The sequence below is a fragment of the Pseudomonas sp. CK-NBRI-02 genome (assembly GCF_008124495.1).
GTDB lineage: Bacteria > Pseudomonadota > Gammaproteobacteria > Pseudomonadales > Pseudomonadaceae > Aquipseudomonas > Aquipseudomonas guariconensis.
In genome coordinates this window covers 169479-189207 of record NZ_VSJH01000007.1, presented here as the reverse complement: position 1 = coordinate 189207, position 19729 = coordinate 169479, and the positions used below count along the sequence as shown (strand labels likewise).

The window sequence follows — 19729 nt, the reverse complement described above, 5'->3', positions numbered from 1 at the left end:
CGTGTTGAACCCCCGCATGGAGTCCCCTGCATGTCCCAGTCATGGCCGGCGGCCGAGATCGCCCGGATGATCCTCGATGGTTTCGACGACTACCGCGAACATTTCCGGCGCATCACCCTGGGCGCGCGCGAGCGCTTCGAACAGGCGCTGTGGCAGCAGATCCAGCAGGCTGCGGCGGCACGCATCAATCTCTATGAAGAAAAGGTCGCTCAGGTCAATGGTTGGCTGCGCGATGGCTTTGCCGAGGCGGTACTGCTCGATGTCGAGCAATGGCCGCTGGTGAAGAATGCCTATATCCGCCTGATCGACCCGCGCCTTGACGATGAGTTGGCCGAGACTTGGTACAACTCGATCTTCTGCAGCCTGTTCAGCCACGACCTGATCAGCGATGGCTGCATGTTCATCCATACCACCCGGCCGTCGATGCGCGGACATGAGCGGGCTGCACAGACTCGTATCTATCGGCCTGACGGCAGCGTCCGGAGCCTGTTGCGCTCGATCTTTGCCGACTACCCGTTCAACGTGCCCTATGGCGACCTGGACGGGGACGTAGCACGTCTGGAGCAGCAACTGCGCGAATGCTTGCCCGATTGGGTCTGCAAGGATCCCGCGCTGGCCGTCGAGCTGTTCTCACCGGTGCTCTACCGCAACAAGGGCGCCTACCTGGTGGGGCGGCTGTACACGCCGGATGAGCAGTGGCCGCTGGTGATTCCGCTGCTGCACCGCGAGGGCCATGGCATCGAGGCGGATGCGGTGATCACCGACGAAGCCGAGGTGTCGATCATCTTCTCCTTCACCCGCTCGTATTTCATGGTCGATGTGCCGGTGCCGGCGGAGTTCGTCAATTTCCTCAAGCGCATCCTGCCGGGCAAGCACATCGCGGAGCTGTACACCTCGATCGGCTTCTACAAACACGGCAAGTCGGAGTTCTACCGTGCGTTGATCAATCACTTGGCCAGTACCGAGGATCGCTTCGTCATGGCGCCTGGGGTGCGCGGTATGGTGATGAGCGTGTTCACCCTGACCGGCTTCAATACTGTGTTCAAGATCATCAAGGACCGCTTCTCGCCGTCCAAGACCGTGGACAGGGCCACGGTGATCGACAAGTACCGTCTGGTCAAAAGCGTCGATCGGGTCGGGCGCATGGCCGATACCCAGGAATTCGCCGATTTCCGTTTCCCCAAGGCCAAGTTCGAAGCGCAGTGTCTGGCCGAGCTGCTGGAGGTGGCACCCTCGACCGTCAAGCTTGAGGGCGACACAGTGCTGATCCGTCACTGTTGGACCGAACGGCGCATGACGCCGCTCAATCTTTACCTGGAACAGGCCAGTGAAGCCCAAGTGCTGGAAGCGCTGGAGGACTACGGCCTGGCGATCAAGCAACTGGCGGCGGCGAACATCTTTCCTGGTGACATGCTGCTCAAGAATTTCGGCGTCACCCGTCATGGTCGGGTGGTGTTCTATGACTACGACGAGATCAGCTTCCTGACCGAGGTGAACTTCCGGCATATCCCGCCGCCGCGTTATCCGGAGGACGAGATGTCCGGCGAACCGTGGTATTCGATCGGGCCGCACGATGTGTTTCCGGAGGAGTTTCCGCCGTTTCTGTTCGCCGACATCGGCCAGCGACGGCTGTTCAGCCGGTTGCATGGCGAGCTGTATGACGCCGATTACTGGAAGGGGCTGCAGGCGACGATCCGTGACGGGAAGGTCATCGACGTGTTTCCGTATCGGCGCAAGGCGCGGTGAGCGTTTGAGGCTGGCTTAGAGCCCATCGCAGGTTGTCGCCAGGCGCTACAGCCTGATCTGAGGCTGGCGACAGCGCAAAGGTGCTACCCCTTCATGCACTTGAGTTCGGTGAAGTCGTTGCGCACCTTGCTCAGCCGTTCCTGGAGGTACTGCCGTTGTACCGGGGTGCTCTGCTTCATCAGGTCCACCAGCAGGCTGCGGGCCTGTTGTTCGGAATGCTGGAAGGCAATGCGGTATTCCGGGCTCCATAGGCTCTCCTTGCGTTGGAGCAACTGCGCGAGGCGGGGCTCGAAGGCGGGCGTGTCGCGCTGAGCCATGACCAGCACCAGTTGCTGCTGCCAGTGGGCGCGGTTGGCGATCCACTGACGATTCTGGTCGCCGAGGGCCTGGGACCAGGTCAGCACGCGCAGGCGTTGGGACGCGTTGAGTTCGCCCAGCCAGGGTTCGAGGCGCTTTTCCATGCGTTTGGCGCGGTCGTTGATCTGCTTGGGCAGGGGCGTCTCGACATAGTTGGCCTGGCGCTCGCGGATGTCATCAAGAAAGGCCTGGCGCATCTGCGCGACCTGCTCGTCGCTCATGCCACGCAACAGCTGGGTGGCGGAGGGGGTGATCGCCTCGGCGACCCGGCCGATGGCCTGGCGAGCTTCGGTGGTGCGCTGCAGTAGTGCCTGGTCGGTGACTTGGTCGGTGACGACCATCTGGCGGATCTGGTCGAGCCACTTCAGGTAGCCGGGCAGTTGCGTCTTGCAATGCCAGGCCAGGTGCTGCTTGAGACGCTCATCGAGCCAGGTTTTCTGCTGGCGGTTCATGTTCAGGTAGTCATTCAGGGACCAGGGCACCAGCACGTCGAGGTTGCGGTAGGCCAGGTCGATGCGGCTGCAGGCGGCCACTGCCAGGGTCAGGCACAGGACGATGATGAACACAGGGCGTAGGGTGACGGGCATTGGCGAATCCTTGCTGGAGCTTGCCAGGCAGTAGACGCAAGGGAGCTCCGTCGGTTCCTGGGCACGGACGGCCAGGCGGCGAAGGCTGTTCAGGTGTAGAATAGCCGCCTTGTCTTGAGGATCTTCGTAAATGGCTTTGCTTGGGCGTTACAACAGTTTGCAAATCGTGAAATACACGGACTTCGGCCTGTACCTGGATGGCGGTGCGGATGGCGAGATCCTGCTGCCCAAGCGCTACATCCCCAAGGACGTCGACGCCGAGATCGACGACTGGCTCAATGTGTTCATCTACCTCGACAGCGAAGACCAGCTGATCGCCACCACCGAAAAGCCCAAGGTACAGGTCGGTGAGTTCGCCAGTCTCAAGGTCAAGGACATCAACGGCGCGGGCATCTTCCTCGACTGGGGGCTGTCCAAGGACCTGTTGATGCCCTATTCGGAAGAGTCGCGTCCGCTGAAGATCGGCGACTACTGCGTGGTGCACGTCTACCTGGACAAACGTACCCGTCGCATCACCGCCACCGCACGCCTGGACCGCTACCTCGATCGCACCCCGGCCGACTACCAGGCCGGCCAGCCGGTGGAACTGCTGGTGGCCGGGCAGACGCCCATGGGCTTCAAGGCGATCATCAACAACCGCCACTGGGGCTTGATCCACAAGAACGAGGTGTTCAAGTTCCTGCGTTCGGGCATGCATGAGAAGGGTTACATCAAGGAAGTGCGCCACGACGGCAAGATCGCCCTGAGCTTGCAGCCGGTGGGCAAGGTCCTGGTCGACAGCCTGCCCGAGCAGATCATGGCGCGCCTGGAGGCTGCGGGCGGGATGCTCGAGGTGTGCGACAAGAGCGACCCTGAAGTGATCAGCCGACTGTTCAATGTCAGCAAGGGCAACTTCAAGAAAGCGATCGGCGCCCTCTACAAGCAAGGCCGCATCGTCATCCTTGACGATCGCATCGAACGGGCCTGATCAACCCTGCAGGAAGGGCGTGAAGTCCAGCTGCTCGCCACCGGGGCGGGTGTCGCGCAGTAGCGAGTCACGGTCGGCGCTCAGGGCCAGGCTGATGGTCGAGCGCCGCTTGCCCGGATGACGGACTTCCATCTGCTCCTGGTGAGCGCGCAGGAAGTTGGTCGGCACTTTCAGGTGCTGCAGCTCATCGGTCTCGGGGGTGTGCAGCAGCAGGTTGACCCAGTCGGGCTGGCCTTTGCGCAGTAGCGCCGTCGGCACATCGAACCACCACAGGTTGCGTTTGCGGTCCAGGATCGCGAGCAGGGTGTTGTCGCGGTTGAGCACCGGCCGCTCCAGCGCTTGGTTACGGCGGGCGATGGCGGTGGGTTTGTCGAGTTTCATGCAGGTTCCTGCGGGTTGACGCGAGATAAGGCCTGGTATTGTGCGGGGCCGGCTGCGGGCAAACAAGCCTGGGAGCAGCGGCCCGGTCCAGCAGCAAGGCGCTTACGGTTCAGCCCCGGTCGGTCTACAGGCATTTGTAGCTGTTTTCTTTTGTTGGCCTGGCGTTGAGCTGCAACGTGTCTGATGTGGTCTATTAGACTTGCATCATTGAAACGTGCCTGCCCGATTGGCTGGCCTTCACCTGACACGATCCTGCAGCGAAAGGAGACGCTATGTTTTTCCCCAACCTGCGCGGTTTGCCCCTGCACCGCGTGCTGGTGCGCACCGTCCGCGAGTTTCTCGATGACGAGATGTCCACTTATGCGTCCGCGCTCGCCTACCAAATGCTGTTTTCGTTGTTTCCCTTCCTGTTGTTCCTCATCGCCCTGATCGGTTTCCTGCACCTGCCGGACTTCTTCTCCTGGCTGCGCCTGCAGTCGGAGCTGGTGCTGCCGCCCCAGGCCCTGGAGCAGGTCAATCCGGTGATCGACCAGCTGCAGCAGTCAAAGGGGGGGCTGCTCTCGGTGGGTATCGTCATCGCCCTGTGGACGGCTTCGGCCGGCGTGCGCCTGATGATGAGCGCGATGAACGCCGCCTACGACGTACCCGAAGGGCGGCCGGTCTGGAAGCGCATCCCGCTGTCGGTGGTTTACACCATCGGCATCGCCGGTATGCTCCTGGCGGCGGCGGCGCTGATGGTGCTAGGGCCGCAGGTGATGGAGTGGATCGCCGCCCAGGTGGGCATGCAGGAGGTCATCGTCACGGTCTGGACCATCCTGCGCTGGCCGGCGATCATCATTCTGATGATGGTGGCGGTGGCGCTGATCTACTACGTCATGCCCGATGTGAAGCAGGAGTTTCGCTTCATCACCCCAGGCTCGGTATTGGCGGTGGTCGTGTGGATCATTGCTTCGCTGGCATTCGGTTACTATGTGAAGACCTTCGCCGATTACAACGCCATGTACGGCAGTATCGGGGCAATCATCGTCCTGCTGCTGTACTTTTACATTTCCGCCGCCGTGCTGCTGCTCGGTGCCGAGATGAACGCGGTGATCGAGCACATGTCGGCCGAAGGCAAGAACCCTGGTGAGAAGGAAGCCGCAGGTCATACCTCCAAGGAGACATTGACCGTGCTCGGCCATGAACATCCTGTCGAGCCCCAGCCGAGTGAGCCGAACCCCCGATGATCCGTGACATCCTCAAGATGGGCGACGAACGCTTGTTGCGCATCGCCCCGCCGGTACCGGCGGACCTGATCGGCAGCGAGCAGTTGCAGGCGCTGATCGACGATATGTTCCAGACCATGCGCCATGTGGGCGGCGTGGGCCTGGCCGCACCGCAGATCGGCGTCGACCTGCAACTGGTGATCTTCGGCTTCGAGCGCAGCGAGCGTTATCCGGATGCCGAACCCGTACCCCAGACCATCCTGCTCAACCCGGTGATCACGCCCTTGTCCCCGGAGGTCGAGGACGGCTGGGAAGGCTGTCTGTCGGTGCCGGGGCTGCGCGGTGTGGTGCCGCGCTTCAAGCACATCCGTTACGAGGGCATCGACCCCGATGGCAATCCGATCAACCGCTTCGCCGACGGTTTCCACGCCCGTGTCGTGCAGCATGAATGCGACCATCTGATCGGCCGGCTGTACCCGTCGCGCATTCAGGACTTCAGCAAGTTCGGCTATACCGAGGTGCTGTTCCCTGGGCTCGATGCACGTGACGACTGATCTCGCACCATTGCCACCAGACGCTTGCTGCGCTGGTAGCGCGCCAGCCGTGAGGCCAGTGCCTCGGGCAGCGTATCTGTCAGGGTGAAGGCCTGGCGCTGGTAGAAGGCCTCCAAATCAGGATGGCAGAACAACCAGGTCGGGCCGCAGGTGACCTGCAGTGCCGCTTCGATCAACTGGGACGCGACCTGTTGGCCGCGCCACGCTGGCGCAACGAACAGGCCTGTGAGCCAGTGCCCTTGGGCCATGGGGCTCAGGCTCATGCCCGCGACGATACCTCCCGCCCGTGCCACCCACCATTGGCCATCGCCCGCGGCGCGCATGCGAGAGTCGTGCTGGCGGTAGAAATGATCGAGTAGCTTACGTTCAAGGGGCCCCAGAGGGCTGCAATGGAGCGGATTCATGGGCGTGGACAAGGGTTTTCGTGGAGGCGTTTTTTCGCAGATTGTTGCAGGGTTCGCAAGAGTGATTGTCCGAGTTCGGGGTTCAACTATTCCAGGCGGGGAGTAGACTTTCAGACATCCCCCGGCAGTACGAAACGGGATCGGTACTTCGTGTCATCTTCGGAGTGATGACAACTTCTCCGCGCCATTCACGGCATATGAAGTCAATCGAGTTGATTGCTTTTAAGGCCAACCTCTCATGAAAGCTTTACTGATTCTCGCACTGGTCGGTATGTCCTCGCTCGCCTTCGCCGATGAGGTCAAGACCGCCACCAACCAACCTGCAGTCGAGCAGTACGACTATTCCACCAACCTGGACATCAAGCGGGTGATCAGCCTGTCGACCATCCCCAACGTCTGCGAGGTGGTGCCTGCGACCATGACCTACGAAGACCACCAGGGCCAGGTACACACCATCCAGTATCGCGCCATGGGCGAGGGTTGCAGCCAGGGCTGAAACTGTCGGTGGGCAGATAAGGTTTACCTCGGCGTCGGGTCGGGCTTAGGATCGATCTCCCTTTGATGAAGGAATATCGTCCATGTTCGACCTGCCCGCCCTGCGTGAAGCCGCCGACTTCGTCCACCAGCACGTTCCCGCCACACCGCAGCATGCCTGGCCGCTTTTGGCCGACCGTTTGGGTTGCAAGGTCTGGGTCAAGCACGAAAACCATGCACCGACCGGTGCCTTCAAGGTTCGTGGCGGGCTGGTCTATGTGCGGTCGCTGTTGGCCAATGGCAAACCACCGCGAGGGCTGGTCACCGCCACCCGTGGTAACCATGGCCAGAGCATGGCGCTGGCGGCGCGTCAGGCTGGGGTGCCGCTGGTGATCGTAGTGCCGGAAGGCAACTCGCGAGAAAAGAACGCCGCCATGCGTGCCTTGGGCGCCGAATTGGTGGAACACGGGGTCGATTTCGATGTGGCCCGCGAAGAAGCCGCCAGGCTTGCCGAGTCGCTGGGTTACGCCATGGTGCCTTCATTCCATCCGGAGCTCGTGCGCGGCGTGGCCACCTATGCGCTGGAGCTGTTCGATGCGGTGGCAGACCTGGATTGCGTCTACGTGCCGATCGGCATGGGTTCGGGTATTTGTGGTCTGATCCAGGCGCGCAACCTGCTGGGGTTGAAGACCCAGATCGTCGGCGTGGTCTCCAGTGCTGCCGATGCTTATGCCCAGAGCTTCGAGCAGGGACGCATCGTCACTACCGAGACCGCCGACACCTTCGCCGACGGCATGGCCTGCCGGGTTCCGCACCCTGATGCCTTCGCGCTGGTTCATGAACACGCCGCACGCATCGTGCGCGTCACCGACGATGAAGTCGCCCAGGCCATGCGCCTTTACCACGAAGCCACCCACAACACCGCCGAAGGTGCCGGCGCAGCGGCCCTGGCGGCGTTGATGCAAGAGCGCGCGCGTCAGGCCGGCAAGCGTGTGGCGGTGGTGCTGAGCGGGGCGAACATCGATCGAGAGCGCTATGCGCGGGTGCTGCTCGGTGCTTGAGGGTATTCAGGCGATGTTTCATGCGCGAAAGATATGAACAGGGCATCACGCGCTCAGGCACAATCGCCTTCCCTTGAACCTGCATGACCGAGTCTCCCATGCCCTTTTCGAATGGATTCCTCCTCAGCTTGTCCCTGTGCCTGGACATCGGTGTCGCCAACATCGCCATGATCACCCTGGCCATGCAACGCGGTTTCATGCAAGGCGTGTGGCTGGGGCTGGGGACGTGCGTGGGTGATCTGATCTATGCCGTTGCCGCGCTCGCGGGCATGACCGTGCTGCTGCAGTTCGAAGCGGTGCGCTGGACGTTGTGGCTGGGCGGCTCGGCCCTGCTGGTGTGGTTCGCGCTGAAGATGTTGCTGGCGGCGTGGCGCGGTGGGCATCTAGAGGCCAGTGGACAGGCAGTGGTGGAGCCGGCCTGGCGCGAATTCTTGCGGGGGATGTTCCTGGCCATGTCTTCGCCCAGTGCCATCCTCTGGTTCGCGGCAGTGGGCGGGGTGCTGATTTCCCGCTCCGGTGCCGGTGGGCCGCTGGAGGCCGGACTGTTCCTGGGCGGCTTCTTTGCGGCCGGGGTGGTGTGGTGCCTGGGCCTGTGTGCTATCGCCAGTCACGGCGGGCGTTTGCTGGGGGATCGTCTGCTGACGTGGTCGTACCTGCTTTCGGCGGCGATCTTCTGTTACTTTGCCGGATACGTGGTGCTTTCAGGGTACCGTGAGTTCATCCTTGCGAGCCCTGCCATGTGATTTTCCGGGGCTGTGATTTGTCCGTGAGCAACGATTTGGCATTCGCGGGTAAACCCGCTCCTACACGTCGAAGCTGAAAAGCCGCAGTATTTGCTGCTTTGATTTTTTTTCGCCTGCCTTGTCGATTTCCCCAATCACCATTCGACCAGTCATGAAGGCGCCGAAACTTGAGGCGCCAACCGCTCATGACCGATTGGAGGAAACACTGATGAACACCGCCGAAACCCAACTCAGCCAATTGATCGATCGCTGGATGCAGGCCGTGCGCGACCGCGACCTGGACGCCATCTGCGCGCCGTACGCTGACGACATCGTCGCCTTCGATGCCATCAACGCATTGCAATTCAAGGGTAAGGCCGCCTACCGGGCGCACTGGGAAATGTGCATGAGCTTCTGCACCGGGCCCATGGTGTTCGAACTGGCGCAACTGACCGTGCATGCCGACGGTGACCTGGGCTTTGCCCATTGGCTCAATCGCTGCGGCCCTTCGGACGACGAGAGCCAATGCGGCTTCATGCGGGCCACCGTAGGCTATCGTCGTAGTGGCGGGCAATGGCAGGTCATTCACGAGCACTGGTCGGCACCGTTCGACATGCAAACCCAGAAAGCCCTGTTCAACCTCAAGCCTTAACGACCCTGCCGCTCATCGGCAAGCGCACCTTTGCGCAGCATTGGAGACGACCATGAAATACCTGTGCCTGGTCTATTGTGACGAAGGGCTGCTGCACAGCCTGCCCGACAGCCCTGAAGATGCCGAATGCATGGCCTACGCTGAGTCGTTGCAGGGGGCCGGGCGAATGCTTGCGGCCGAGGCGCTCAAACCTGTGCAGACCGCCACCACAGTGCGTGTGCGGGGTGGGCGCATGAGCCTGACCGACGGTCCGTTTGCCGAGACCAAGGAGCAATTGGCGGGTTTCTACCTGGTCGATGCGCGCGACCTGAACGAGGCACTGAACATCGCCAAAGGCATTCCGGCGGCGCGAGTCGGTAGCGTCGAGGTACGGCCTGTACGTGAGTTGCAACCCTGACGACGGAGAACGACCAGCATGAGCCTTGCACAGCCCGGCCCGCAACAGTCGCCACACGAGTTGTCCATCACACGCTTGATCGATGCTCCTGCGGCCAAGGTGTTTCGCGCCTGGACCGAGCCACAGTGGCTGACACAGTGGTGGGGCCCCCATGGCATGACCACCCCCGAGTGCGAGTTGCAACTCTGGGTGGGCGGGCTGTTCCGGACCTTGATGCGAGCGCCCGATGGCGCCGAGTATCCCAACCAGGGGGTGTTCCTGGAGATTGTCGCGCCGCGGCGGTTGGTGTTTACCGATGCCTTTGGGCCGGGCTGGGTACCTTCGGACAAAGCGTTCATGACGGCCGTGATCACCTTCGACGAGGAACAGGGCAAGACCCGCTACACCGCACGCGCCTTGCACTGGAACGCCGCCGACTGCCGTGCTCATGAGGAGATGGGTTTTTACCAGGGCTGGGGTGAAAGCCTGGATCGGCTGGTCGAGGTGGTGACCCAGCGGATGCCGGACTGATGCTCGAGGCTCAACAGGTGCGGCGGGAGGTCGAGGCGGTCTATCGACAGGACTCCCGGCGTATCCTGGCGACGCTGATCCGCCTGCTGGGCGACTTCGATCTCGCCGAAGAGGCCCTGCACGACGCCTTTTTCATTGCGGTCGAGCGTTGGCAACGCGATGGCATCCCAGACAACCCGCGTGCCTGGCTGGTGTCTGCGGGCCGCTTCAAGGCCATCGACGCCTTGCGCAGGCGCGCCCGCTTCGACCGATCCCAGGCGGATCTGGTCATGTTGCTCGAGGACCAACGGCAGGGTCCCGGCGAGGAGGAGGACTTGGTGGATGATCGCCTGCGGCTGATCTTCACCTGTTGCCACCCGGCGCTTTCAGCCGATGCCCAGGTGCCGCTCACCCTGCGTGAAGTCTGCGACCTGACCACCGAGCAGATCGCCCGAGCCTTCCTGCAGAGCCCGGCGACCATTGCCCAGCGCATCGTGCGCGCCAAGGCCAAGATCCGCGATGCGCGCATTCCCTATCAAGTACCGGCGCTGGCCGAACTGCCAGAGCGCCTGGAAAGTGTGCTGCGAGTGGTCTACCTGGTCTTCAACGAAGGTTATTCGGCCTCCACGGGTGATGACCTGATACAGCGTGAGCTGTGTGACGAAGCGATCCGGCTCGGACGGTTGCTTGCCCAGTTGTTGCCGGATGCCGAGGTGCTTGGGCTGTTGGCGTTGATGCTGCTGCAGGCCTCGCGATTGCAAGCGCGCAGCGATGCGGCGGGGGAGTTGGTGGTTCTGGACCGACAAGACCGCAGCCTGTGGGATCGTGCCCAGATCGCCGAAGGTTGCCAATTGGTGCAACAAGCACTGCGCAGCCGGCAGTTCGGTGCCTATAGCGTGCAGGCGGCCATTGCCGCGGTGCATGCCGAGGCTTCAAGTCCCGAGCAGACCGACTGGCAGGAAATCGTAGGGTTGTACGATGTGTTGCAACGGCACTGGCCGTCACCGGTGGTCGAGCTTAACCGGGCGGCGGCATTGGCCAGGCGTGACGGGCCAAGGGCGGGGCTTGTGGCGATCGAGGCGATTCTGCAGCGTGGCGAGTTGCGCGACTATCATCTGGCCCATGCTGCCCGTGCGGAGCTGCACCGTCAGTTGGGTCAGGACGAGCAGGCCCGCACAGCCTGGCAGCAGGCGCTGGCGCTTACCCGGCAGGGGCCGGAGAGGCGGCACATCGAGCGGTGTCTGCGGGAGCTGGATCGCTAGGCGGCGCGAGTGAATCTTTCGCAGGTGAACCCGCGCCCACGGTTTTCAGGGCAGCGCTGGCCTTGTAGGAGCGGGTTCACCCGTGAAGGCGTACTGTCGACGGGCTCGATCAGCTGGCAACGAAGTTCGGTGGGCTGACCAATTCGACGGTCTGCTGTTTGCGCGGAGCCAGGATCTCGGCGACGCCTTCGACCACCAACTCGTCGTTCTGGTTGTACACATTCGTTGCGATGCGCACCTTGAACTTGGGCAGCTTCTCGAGAATCTCCAGGCGCACGGTCAGGGTGTCGCCGATCTTGACCGGCTTCTGGAAGCTCATCTGCTGACCCAGGTAAATGGTGCCTGGGCCTGGCAGGGTGCAGGCAACCGCGGCACTGATCAGTGCACCGCTGAACATGCCATGGGCGATACGCTCGCGGAACATGCTCTTGGCGGCGAATTCGGCATCCAGGTGTACCGGGTTGTGGTCACCGGACATCGCAGCGAACAGCTGGATGTCGCGCTCTTCCACGGACTTTTCATAGCTGGCTTTCTGCCCGACTTCGAGGGCTTCGTAGGGCGTGTTGGTGACCTGGGACATCTGGGCTTCCTTAAGGGGCGGACGAGCAAGTGTACATCATTCACTGCGGGCAGGGCGGCCAAGGGCCAGCGCCTGCTCCAGCCAGCCGAGGATGTCGGCGGTGACCTCGTCGCGATTGGTTTCGTTGAGCACTTCGTGTCGCGCTGCAGGGTACAGGCGCAGCTGCACATGGCGGTTGCCGGTCGCGCGCAGGGCGTCGGCCAGATGCTTCAGACGCTTGCCGTCGCTGACCGGATCACATTCGCCGCCCAGGACCAGGATCGGCAGGTTCGGGTCGATCTGCGCGAGGTTCTTCGGCTGGCTGATCTGCGCCAGGCCCTGGAGCAGGTCGATCCACAGCTGGTTGCAACAGCGAAAACCGCACAGGGGATCGGCGATGTACTTGTCGACCTCCACGGCATCGCGGCTGAGCCAGTCGAAGGCCGTGCGGTTGGGCTTGAACGCTTTGTTGAACGAACCAAAGGACAGCCATTCGATCAGTGCACTCTTGCCCAGATAGCCCTGGCGCCAGGCCTCCAGGCGTGCAATCAGCGCGGCGGTGCGGTAGAGCAGCGGCGGCTGGAAGTTCGAGCCGCTGAGCACGGCACCCTGGAGGCTGGCGCTGTGGTGCATGAGGTAGGCCTGGGCGATGTAGCTGCCCATGCTGTGGCCGAACAGAAACAGCGGTGTGCCGGGAAACTGCTGGCCGATGTGCTGGGCCACCAACCCAAGGTCGTTGACCACGGTGTTCCAGCCATGATGGCGGGCGAATAGGCCGAGATTGCCGAGTTCCGCGGTGCGGCCATGGCCGCGTAGATCGGGGGCGAACAGGGCGAAACCTGCATCCGCCAGGGCATGCCCCAGGCGCTGGTAGCGGCCGGCGTGCTCGGCCATGCCGTGGGCCAGCAGCACCACGGCCTTGACCGGTGTTGTCGGTAACCACTGATGGACATACAAGCTGCAATGCTCGCTGGCGGGCAGCCAGAAGGCGTCATGGGGCATGGCGAGTCCTTGGCTCATGGGTTGCAGACAGTGTATGCCCAATGGGCCTGATTGCAGGAAGGGCACAAATAAGATTCACAATGTTAATGGCGGCACTTGGCGTATATGCCGTCTCCTGCTTACCTGCTAACGTCGATTCAACGCCTTCTTGCCCGTTCGTGAGCTTGGGCAGGCAGGTCAGGGACAGCGCATGGCAGAGGAACAACAATAAGATGCAAGCCGACTTCTGGAACGACAAACGCCCGGCGGGCGTGCCCTCCACCCTCGAGATCACTGCTTATCGATCGGTCGTCGACGTGTTCGAGCGCTCCTGCAAGCGCTTTGCCGACCGTCCGGCCTTCAGTAACCTGGGCGTGACCCTCAGCTACAGCGACCTCGAGCGTTATAGCGCTGCCTTCACCGCCTGGTTGCAGCAGCACACCGACCTCGTTCCGGGCGATCGCATCGCGGTGCAGATGCCCAATGTCCTGCAATACCCCATTGCCGTGTTCGGCGCGATGCGCGCCGGGCTGATCGTGGTGAACACCAACCCGCTCTACACCGAGCGAGAAATGCGCCATCAGTTCAAGGATTCCGGTGCCCGTGCCCTGGTCTACCTGAACATGTTCGGCAAGCGGGTCCAAGAGGTATTGGGCGACACCGATATCGAGTACCTGATCGAGGCGAAGATGGGCGATCTGCTGCCGTTCGCCAAGGGCTGGCTGGTCAATACCGTGGTCGACAAGGTCAAGAAGATGGTGCCGGCCTACCGGCTGCCCCAGGCCATATCGTTCAAGCAGGTGCTGCGCCAGGGCCGGTCGGGGGTGCCCAAGCCGGTGCCCCTGAGCCTCGATGATGTCGCGGTGCTGCAGTACACCGGTGGCACCACGGGGCTGGCCAAGGGGGCCATGCTCACTCATGGGAACCTGGTGGCCAACATGTTGCAAGTGCTGGCCTGTTTCTCCCAGCACGGCCCGGATGGGCAGAAGCTGATCAAGGATGGCCAGGAGGTGATGATCGCACCGCTGCCGCTGTACCACATCTATGCCTTCACCGCGAACTGCATGTGCATGATGGTCACCGGCAACCATAACGTGTTGATCACCAATCCCCGTGATATTCCCGGCTTCATCAAGGAGCTGGGCAAGTGGCGTTTCACTGCCTTGCTTGGCTTGAACACCTTGTTCGTCGCCTTGATGGATCACCCTGGCTTCAAGTCCCTGGACTTTTCCTCGCTCAAGGTCACCAACTCCGGAGGCACGGCTTTGGTCAAGGCCACGGCCGAACGCTGGGAGAGCCTGACGGGCTGTCGCATCGTCGAGGGCTACGGCCTGACCGAGACCTCTCCGGTCGCCAGCACCAATCCTTACGGCGCGCTGGCGCGTCTGGGGACGGTGGGTATTCCTGTGCCTGGCACAGCATTCAAGGTCATCGATGACGAGGGCAACGAGCTGCCTCTGGGCGAACGGGGCGAGTTGTGCATCAAAGGCCCGCAGGTCATGAAAGGCTACTGGCGCCAACCTGAGGCCACCGCACAAACGCTGGATGCCGACGGCTGGCTCAAGACTGGCGATATCGCCGTGATCGACCCGGACGGTTTCACCCGGATCGTCGATCGCAAGAAGGACATGATCATCGTCTCGGGTTTCAACGTGTACCCCAACGAGATCGAGGAAGTGGTCATGGGCCATCCCAAGGTTGCCAACTGCGCGGCCATCGGTGTGCCCGACGATCGCTCCGGCGAGGCGGTCAAGCTATTCGTGGTGCCGCGAGAAGCAGGCTTGAGCGTCGACGAGCTCAAGGCGTACTGCAAAGCCAACTTCACCGGTTACAAAGTGCCCAAATACATCGTATTGCGCGACTCGCTGCCCATGACCCCGGTGGGCAAGATTCTGCGTCGCGAGCTGCGGGATATCGCCTGATTTTCACGCAGGCTTCTTCGAGCGGCAGAATAGGGTGGTTGTAAACCGCTCTATCCTGCCGTTTTCGGCTTGAATTGCGACGTTTTGGATAAATACTCTAAAAATGACCGATACATTTCTTTGAGTCATTTTTGTGACCGATTGGGCCGATTTGGGCTCTAGTCGACCCCTGGTAAAGCTGTTACTCTCGGCGCGCTTCCAGATGATCCGGTTTGCAATGAGCCGTCATCCCATATCAATAATAAACGCGTAATGCGTGACGAATTCGCTGTTGCTGAAGGAGCGGGCTTCCATGATCGAAAATTTTTGGAAGGATAAGTACCCAGCCGGGATAACGGCGCAAATCAATCCTGACGAGTTCCCCAATATCCAGGCGGTGCTCAAGCAATCCTGCCAACGCTTTGCCGACAAACCGGCCTTTAGCAACCTGGGCAAAACCCTCACCTATGGTGAGCTGTACACCCTGTCGGGCGCCTTTGCCGCCTGGCTGCAACAGCATACCGACCTCAAACCGGGTGATCGGATTGCCGTACAACTGCCCAATGTCCTGCAATACCCCGTGGCCGTATTCGGTGCCATGCGCGCAGGTTTGATCGTGGTCAACACCAACCCGCTCTACACTGCGCGGGAGATGGAACACCAGTTCAACGACTCCGGCGCCAAGGCCTTGGTGTGCCTGGCCAACATGGCGCATCTGGCCGAGAAGGTGGTGCCGAAGACCCAGGTCAAGCACGTCATCGTCACTGAAGTGGCCGACTTGCTGCCACCGCTCAAGCGCCTGCTGATCAACAGCGTAATCAAGTACGTGAAGAAGATGGTGCCGGCCTACAACCTGCCGGGCGCCGTACGCTTCAACGATGCCTTGGCGCTGGGCAAGGGCGGCGCGGTGACCGAAGCCAACCCACAGCCGAACGACGTCGCGGTGCTGCAGTATACCGGCGGCACCACCGGGGTTGCCAAGGGGGCCATGCTGACCCACCGCAACCTGGTGGCCAACATGCTGCAATGTCGCGCCCTGATGGGGGCGAACCTGCACGAAGGCTGCGAGATCCTCATCACCCCGCTGCCGCTGTACCACATCTATGCTTTTACCTTCCATTGCATGGCCATGATGCTGATCGGCAACCACAATGTGCTGATCAGCAACCCCCGTGACCTGTCGGCGATGGTCAAGGAGCTGGGCAAATGGAAGTTCAGCGGCTTCGTCGGCCTCAATACCCTGTTCGTTGCCCTGTGCAATAACGACGCCTTCCGCGCCTTGGACTTCTCGGCGCTGAAGATCACTCTCTCCGGTGGCATGGCCTTGCAACTGAGCGTGGCCGAGCGCTGGAAGACCGTCACTGGCTGCGCAATTTGCGAAGGCTACGGCATGACCGAGACCAGCCCGGTCGCAGCGGTCAACCCGGCCGAGGCCAACCAGGTCGGGACCATCGGCATTCCTGTGCCTTCAACCCTGTGCAAGGTGATCGACGACAGCGGTCGCGAGTTGGGCCTGGGCGAGGTCGGTGAGCTGTGCGTCAAGGGCCCGCAGGTCATGAAGGGCTACTGGCAGCGCGAAGAGGCCACCGCTGAAATTCTCGACCAGGACGGTTGGCTGAAGACGGGCGATATCGCAGTCATCCAGCCCGATGGCTACATGCGCATCGTCGATCGCAAGAAGGACATGATCCTGGTCTCCGGTTTCAACGTCTATCCGAACGAGCTCGAAGACGTACTGGCCAGTCTGCCGGGCGTGCTGCAGTGCGCGGCGATCGGTGTGCCGGACGAAAAGTCGGGCGAAGTGATCAAGATGTTCATCGTGGTCAAGCCGGGCATGACCCTGACCAAGGAGCAGGTGATGGAGCACATGCGCGCCAACGTCACCGGCTACAAGGTCCCTCGTCACATCGAGTTCCGCGATGCGCTGCCGACCACCAACGTCGGCAAGATCCTGCGCCGTGAGCTGCGTGATGAAGAGCTCAAGAAGCAGGGCCTGAAGAAGATCGCCTGACGTTGCTCATGCAGGGCTGCATTGCAGCCCTGCGCAACCAAGGTTCGGATCCTGGGGCTGTCACGCAGCCCTCAGTGATCAGCGCAGTTTCTCGAGCATCTGGTAGTACCACATACCTGCCGCCAACAGCGGATTGCCCAGCAAGTCCCCCATCGGCACCTTGATGTGCTTGCACGCCGCGAAGGTGTCGAACTTCTCCAACGTCCCGGTCAGCGCCTCGGCCATGATCTCGCCCATGATGTGGCTGGTGGCGATACCGTGCCCGGAGTAACCCTGGCAGTACCAGACGTTGTCCGACAGCTTGCCCAATTGCGGAATGCGGTTGACCACGATACCCATCGCACAACTCCACTTGAACTCGATCGGCACACCCTTGAGCGCCGGGAAGGTGCGCTCGATGCACGGGCGCAGCTCGGCTTCGATGTCCCGCGAATCCTTGCCCGAATAGTTGGCGCCACCGCCGAACAGCAGGCGCTTGTCGGCCGTGAGACGGTAGTAGTCGAGAACGAAGCGGCAGTCGTATACCGCCAGATCCTGGGGGTTGATCTGGTCGGCCAGCTCACCGAGCGGCGCAGTGGTGACGATGCCGCCCATGGCCGGGAAGATCTTGCCCTTGAGCTGGCGTTTTTCCAGCTTGTGATAGACATCGCCGGCCAGCAGCACCTGGCGCGCCTCGATCCGGCCTCGGGCGGTGACCACCGCCGGGCGTGGCCCATGGACGATCTCCAGCACCTCGGAGTTCTCGAAAACCAGTGCGCCCAGGCCATGGGCTGCGCGCGCTTCGCCCAAGCATAGGTTGAGCGGGTGCAGGTGCAGGTTGCGACGGTTCTTGAGGGCGCCCAGGTACAGCGGGCTTTGCAGATGTTCGCTGACGGCATTGCGATCGAGCAGGTGCACCAGGTCGCCCATGCCACGGCGCTGGGCTTCGTCGTAGCTCGCTTGCAGTTCATCCATGTGCGAAGGCTTCATCGCTGCGTGCAGGTGCCCGCGCTTGAGATCGCAGTCGATGCCGTAGCGCTCCACGCGCCGCTCGATGATCTCGTGGCCCCGCCAGCGCAGGTGCCAGATGAAATCGTCCACGTCTTCACCCAGGCGCTTGCGCATCTGCGTGCGCATGGCCTCGTCACCCGACAGGCTGCCGGTGACCTGACCGCCGTTGCGTCCGCTAGCGCCCCAGCCGATGCGGTTGGTTTCGACAATGGCCACCTTCAGGCCGCGTTCGGCCAGTTCCACGGCGGTGGCGACGCCCGTGAAACCGCCGCCGATGATGGCCACGTCGACCTGCTCGGTGCCCGTCAGGGTGGGGTATTGGGTCGGGTCGTTGAGCGTGGCGGTGTAGTAGGACGGCGCCCGTTGGGCCGGCCCGTTGTTCACTGCTGAGTTCATGTTCGTTCCTTACTGTGAATGGGGCTCAGGCCTGGTGCAGGTACCAGCGCCAGTCCTGTTCGCCGACTTCGGCCATGAACTGGCGATACTCGGCGCGCTTGACCTTCAGATAGACGCCGAGGAAGGCTTCGCCGAGTGCTTCCCGGGCCCAGCTCGAATGCTCCAGCGCCTCGAGGGCGGTGAGCCATTCGGTGGGCAGGTGTTCGGTGGCCTGGGCGTAACCGTTGCCCTCGATCGGGGCACCCGGGTCGAGTTGTTCGCGTACGCCTTGATGAGTCGCGGCGAGGATCGCGGCGGCAGCCAGGTAAGGGTTGGCGTCGGCGCCGCAGATGCGGTGCTCTACATGCCGGCTGTTGGCAGGCCCGCCCGGCACGCGCAGGCTCACGGTGCGGTTGTCCACCCCCCAGGTGGGCGCCAGCGGCGCATAGCTGTTGGCCTGGAAGCGCCGGTAGGAGTTGGCGTTGGGGCAGAACAGCAACAGCGACTCGCGCAGGTGGCGCAACATCCCGCCCACGGCCTGACGCAGCAGCGGGGTGCCGGCGGGATCATCGCTGGCGAACAGGTTGCGGCCCTCGGCGTCGGCCAGGCTCAGGTGCATGTGCATGCCGGTGCCGGCCAGGTGGGCGAAAGGTTTGGCCATGAAGCAGGCCTGCATGCCGTGGGCATGGGCGATGCCCTTGACCAGGCGTTTGTAACGCACGGCCTGGTCCATGGCCTGCAGTGCATCGCCGTGTTCCAGGGTGATTTCCACCTGGCCGGGCGCATATTCGGAGATGGCGGTGCGCGCCGGGATGCCCTGGGCTTTGCAGGCAGCGTACAGGTCGGCGAGAAACGGCTCGATCTGCTCCAGCTCGCGCAGGCCATAGACCTGGGTGGTGCGGGGGCGACCACCGTCATTGTCCAGCGCCGGTTGCGGACGCCCCTGGGCGTCGCGCTGCTGGTCGAGCAGGTAGAACTCCAGTTCGCAGGCCATCACCGGGTAATAGCCGTCGGCCTTGAGCGCATCGAGCGTGCGGATCAGCACGTGGCGCGGGTCGGCGACGCTGGCGGGCAGCCCTTGGCTGGGGTGCATGCTGACCTGCACGGCAGCCGTCGGCACGCGCCGCCAGGGCAGGCGCACCAGGCTGCCTTCCAGAGGGTAGGCGCGGCAGTCGATGTCGCCGACATCCCAGACCAGGCCTGAGTTTTCCACATCGTCGCCATTCAAGGTCAGGCCCAGGATGGTGCTGGGCAGCGGGCGACCGCTTTCATAAACGGCCAGCAGTTCGTCGCGGTGAAGCAGCTTGCCGCGGGGCACGCCGTTGGCATCGAGGATGAACAGCTCGAACAGTTCGATATCGGGGTTGTCGGCCAGAAAGCGACGGGCTTGCTCGGGGTTGGCAAAATGCATGATGTTCGCTCGCGCCCGCAGGCGCACAGGACCGGCCGCAGGTGGGCGGCGAGTCGGGCTGATTGATGTCGGCCAGGGATGGCCGAGGCTGGATCAGTGAGACGCGAACGAAGTATCCGGTGGGCGAGCGTGGCGGCAGTGCCACAGGGCCCAGAAGGCGAGGATGACATGTACCAGCGGGTTTTCGCCGGCGCGGGCCCGGGCCTTGGGAAGGGTGGGGCGCGCATTGCTCGGTCGGCAGGT

Annotated in this window: 20 protein-coding genes; 13 read left to right on the top strand and 7 right to left on the bottom strand. The window is 62.5% G+C overall.

Features of this window, described 5'->3' with window-relative positions:
- The first annotated feature begins 30 nt into the window (after positions 1-30).
- Complete coding sequence (aceK, locus tag DQ397_RS07625; RefSeq protein WP_043209285.1) at positions 31-1746, top strand: bifunctional isocitrate dehydrogenase kinase/phosphatase; 1716 nt, start codon at positions 31-33, stop codon at positions 1744-1746.
- A gap of 83 nt (positions 1747-1829) precedes the next feature.
- Here the strand turns inward: aceK and DQ397_RS07620 are convergent, their stop codons facing one another.
- Positions 1830-2690, bottom strand: coding sequence for a DUF6279 family lipoprotein (locus DQ397_RS07620; RefSeq protein ID WP_043209288.1), 861 nt, complete (start codon positions 2688-2690; stop codon positions 1830-1832).
- 130 nt (positions 2691-2820) lie between these two features.
- On the opposite strand from DQ397_RS07620, the gene DQ397_RS07615 reads away from it, so the two are divergent.
- Positions 2821-3657: a S1 RNA-binding domain-containing protein gene (locus tag DQ397_RS07615; RefSeq protein WP_043209290.1), complete on the top strand. Its 837-nt coding sequence runs from the start codon at positions 2821-2823 to the stop codon at positions 3655-3657.
- On the opposite strand, the gene DQ397_RS07610 is transcribed toward DQ397_RS07615, so the two are convergent.
- Positions 3658-4038, bottom strand: a complete 381-nt coding sequence (locus DQ397_RS07610; protein WP_043209291.1) for a hypothetical protein — start codon at positions 4036-4038, stop codon at positions 3658-3660.
- 272 nt (positions 4039-4310) lie between these two features.
- On the opposite strand from DQ397_RS07610, the gene DQ397_RS07605 reads away from it, so the two are divergent.
- Positions 4311-5264, top strand: coding sequence for a YihY/virulence factor BrkB family protein (locus tag DQ397_RS07605; RefSeq protein ID WP_043209293.1), 954 nt, complete (start codon positions 4311-4313; stop codon positions 5262-5264).
- Complete coding sequence (def, locus tag DQ397_RS07600; RefSeq protein WP_043209294.1) at positions 5261-5797, top strand: peptide deformylase; 537 nt, start codon at positions 5261-5263, stop codon at positions 5795-5797. The genes DQ397_RS07605 and def overlap by 4 nt, the downstream gene beginning before the upstream one ends.
- Here the strand turns inward: def and DQ397_RS07595 are convergent.
- Positions 5752-6201: a GNAT family N-acetyltransferase gene (locus DQ397_RS07595; RefSeq protein WP_080642071.1), complete on the bottom strand. Its 450-nt coding sequence runs from the start codon at positions 6199-6201 to the stop codon at positions 5752-5754. The two genes, def and DQ397_RS07595, sit on opposite strands and share 46 nt — an antisense overlap.
- Positions 6202-6439: 238 nt before the next feature.
- Here DQ397_RS07595 and DQ397_RS07590 point away from each other — a divergent pair, with 238 nt between their 5' ends.
- The 7 genes from DQ397_RS07590 (at position 6440) to DQ397_RS07560 (ending at position 11258) form a co-directional block, all read left to right on the top strand.
- Entirely contained in the window at positions 6440-6697 is a 258-nt protein-coding gene (locus DQ397_RS07590; RefSeq protein WP_043209299.1) for a DUF2790 domain-containing protein, read from the top strand.
- An 82-nt stretch (positions 6698-6779) separates the two neighbouring features.
- A complete protein-coding gene (locus DQ397_RS07585) occupies positions 6780-7736 on the top strand; it encodes a threonine dehydratase (protein WP_043209302.1) in 957 nt (318 codons plus the stop codon).
- A 98-nt stretch (positions 7737-7834) separates the two neighbouring features.
- Positions 7835-8479 carry a LysE family translocator gene (locus DQ397_RS07580; protein ID WP_043209304.1) on the top strand — a complete coding sequence of 215 codons (645 nt, stop codon included), beginning with the start codon at positions 7835-7837 and terminating at the stop codon, positions 8477-8479.
- 205 nt (positions 8480-8684) lie between these two features.
- Positions 8685-9110 (top strand): nuclear transport factor 2 family protein, encoded by a 426-nt coding sequence (locus DQ397_RS07575; RefSeq protein ID WP_148921525.1) that lies wholly within the window; start codon positions 8685-8687, stop codon positions 9108-9110.
- 52 nt (positions 9111-9162) lie between these two features.
- The gene (locus tag DQ397_RS07570) at positions 9163-9507 is read left to right on the top strand and encodes a YciI family protein (protein ID WP_043209307.1); all 345 of its coding nucleotides are present in this window, start codon (positions 9163-9165) and stop codon (positions 9505-9507) included.
- Between the two features lie 18 nt (positions 9508-9525).
- Positions 9526-10017, top strand: coding sequence for an SRPBCC family protein (locus DQ397_RS07565; RefSeq protein ID WP_043209310.1), 492 nt, complete (start codon positions 9526-9528; stop codon positions 10015-10017).
- Entirely contained in the window at positions 10017-11258 is a 1242-nt protein-coding gene (locus DQ397_RS07560; RefSeq protein WP_043209312.1) for an RNA polymerase sigma factor, read from the top strand. Before DQ397_RS07565 ends, DQ397_RS07560 begins: the two co-directional genes overlap by 1 nt.
- Positions 11259-11367: 109 nt before the next feature.
- Here the strand turns inward: DQ397_RS07560 and DQ397_RS07555 are convergent, their stop codons facing one another.
- The gene (locus DQ397_RS07555) at positions 11368-11838 is read right to left on the bottom strand and encodes a MaoC family dehydratase (protein ID WP_043209315.1); all 471 of its coding nucleotides are present in this window, start codon (positions 11836-11838) and stop codon (positions 11368-11370) included.
- 36 nt (positions 11839-11874) lie between these two features.
- Positions 11875-12819, bottom strand: coding sequence for an alpha/beta hydrolase (locus DQ397_RS07550; RefSeq protein ID WP_043209317.1), 945 nt, complete (start codon positions 12817-12819; stop codon positions 11875-11877).
- Positions 12820-13031: 212 nt separating this feature from the next.
- Here DQ397_RS07550 and fadD2 point away from each other — a divergent pair, with 212 nt between their 5' ends.
- Both fadD2 and fadD1 read left to right on the top strand, forming a co-directional pair.
- The gene (gene fadD2 / locus DQ397_RS07545; RefSeq protein WP_043209319.1) at positions 13032-14720 is read left to right on the top strand and encodes a long-chain-fatty-acid--CoA ligase FadD2; all 1689 of its coding nucleotides are present in this window, start codon (positions 13032-13034) and stop codon (positions 14718-14720) included.
- A gap of 292 nt (positions 14721-15012) precedes the next feature.
- Complete coding sequence (fadD1, locus tag DQ397_RS07540) at positions 15013-16710, top strand: long-chain-fatty-acid--CoA ligase FadD1 (protein WP_043209321.1); 1698 nt, start codon at positions 15013-15015, stop codon at positions 16708-16710.
- A gap of 78 nt (positions 16711-16788) precedes the next feature.
- On the opposite strand, the gene DQ397_RS07535 is transcribed toward fadD1, so the two are convergent.
- Positions 16789-18096 (bottom strand): FAD-binding oxidoreductase, encoded by a 1308-nt coding sequence (locus DQ397_RS07535; protein WP_043209323.1) that lies wholly within the window; start codon positions 18094-18096, stop codon positions 16789-16791.
- Positions 18097-18121: 25 nt separating this feature from the next.
- The gene (locus tag DQ397_RS07530; RefSeq protein WP_043209325.1) at positions 18122-19486 is read right to left on the bottom strand and encodes a glutamine synthetase family protein; all 1365 of its coding nucleotides are present in this window, start codon (positions 19484-19486) and stop codon (positions 18122-18124) included.
- Positions 19487-19729 lie beyond the last annotated feature (243 nt).

Excerpts from the sequence above, each read along its gene's own strand:
- DQ397_RS07610 (WP_043209291.1), bottom strand. The coding sequence starts at position 4,038 with ATGAAACTCGACAAACCCACCGCCATCGCCCGCCGTAACCAAGCGCTG.
- fadD1 (WP_043209321.1), top strand. The coding sequence starts at position 15,013 with ATGATCGAAAATTTTTGGAAGGATAAGTACCCAGCCGGGATAACGGCG.
- DQ397_RS07560 (WP_043209312.1), top strand. The coding sequence starts at position 10,017 with ATGCTCGAGGCTCAACAGGTGCGGCGGGAGGTCGAGGCGGTCTATCGA.
- DQ397_RS07570 (WP_043209307.1), top strand. The coding sequence starts at position 9,163 with ATGAAATACCTGTGCCTGGTCTATTGTGACGAAGGGCTGCTGCACAGC.
- DQ397_RS07535 (WP_043209323.1), bottom strand. The coding sequence starts at position 18,096 with ATGAACTCAGCAGTGAACAACGGGCCGGCCCAACGGGCGCCGTCCTAC.
- DQ397_RS07595 (WP_080642071.1), bottom strand. The coding sequence starts at position 6,201 with ATGAATCCGCTCCATTGCAGCCCTCTGGGGCCCCTTGAACGTAAGCTA.
- DQ397_RS07530 (WP_043209325.1), bottom strand. The coding sequence starts at position 19,486 with ATGCATTTTGCCAACCCCGAGCAAGCCCGTCGCTTTCTGGCCGACAAC.
- fadD2 (WP_043209319.1), top strand. The coding sequence starts at position 13,032 with ATGCAAGCCGACTTCTGGAACGACAAACGCCCGGCGGGCGTGCCCTCC.
- def (WP_043209294.1), top strand. The coding sequence starts at position 5,261 with ATGATCCGTGACATCCTCAAGATGGGCGACGAACGCTTGTTGCGCATC.
- DQ397_RS07615 (WP_043209290.1), top strand. The coding sequence starts at position 2,821 with ATGGCTTTGCTTGGGCGTTACAACAGTTTGCAAATCGTGAAATACACG.
- DQ397_RS07605 (WP_043209293.1), top strand. The coding sequence starts at position 4,311 with ATGTTTTTCCCCAACCTGCGCGGTTTGCCCCTGCACCGCGTGCTGGTG.
- DQ397_RS07550 (WP_043209317.1), bottom strand. The coding sequence starts at position 12,819 with ATGCCCCATGACGCCTTCTGGCTGCCCGCCAGCGAGCATTGCAGCTTG.
- DQ397_RS07585 (WP_043209302.1), top strand. The coding sequence starts at position 6,780 with ATGTTCGACCTGCCCGCCCTGCGTGAAGCCGCCGACTTCGTCCACCAG.
- DQ397_RS07565 (WP_043209310.1), top strand. The coding sequence starts at position 9,526 with ATGAGCCTTGCACAGCCCGGCCCGCAACAGTCGCCACACGAGTTGTCC.
- DQ397_RS07620 (WP_043209288.1), bottom strand. The coding sequence starts at position 2,690 with ATGCCCGTCACCCTACGCCCTGTGTTCATCATCGTCCTGTGCCTGACC.
- DQ397_RS07590 (WP_043209299.1), top strand. The coding sequence starts at position 6,440 with ATGAAAGCTTTACTGATTCTCGCACTGGTCGGTATGTCCTCGCTCGCC.
- DQ397_RS07555 (WP_043209315.1), bottom strand. The coding sequence starts at position 11,838 with ATGTCCCAGGTCACCAACACGCCCTACGAAGCCCTCGAAGTCGGGCAG.
- DQ397_RS07580 (WP_043209304.1), top strand. The coding sequence starts at position 7,835 with ATGCCCTTTTCGAATGGATTCCTCCTCAGCTTGTCCCTGTGCCTGGAC.
- aceK (WP_043209285.1), top strand. The coding sequence starts at position 31 with ATGTCCCAGTCATGGCCGGCGGCCGAGATCGCCCGGATGATCCTCGAT.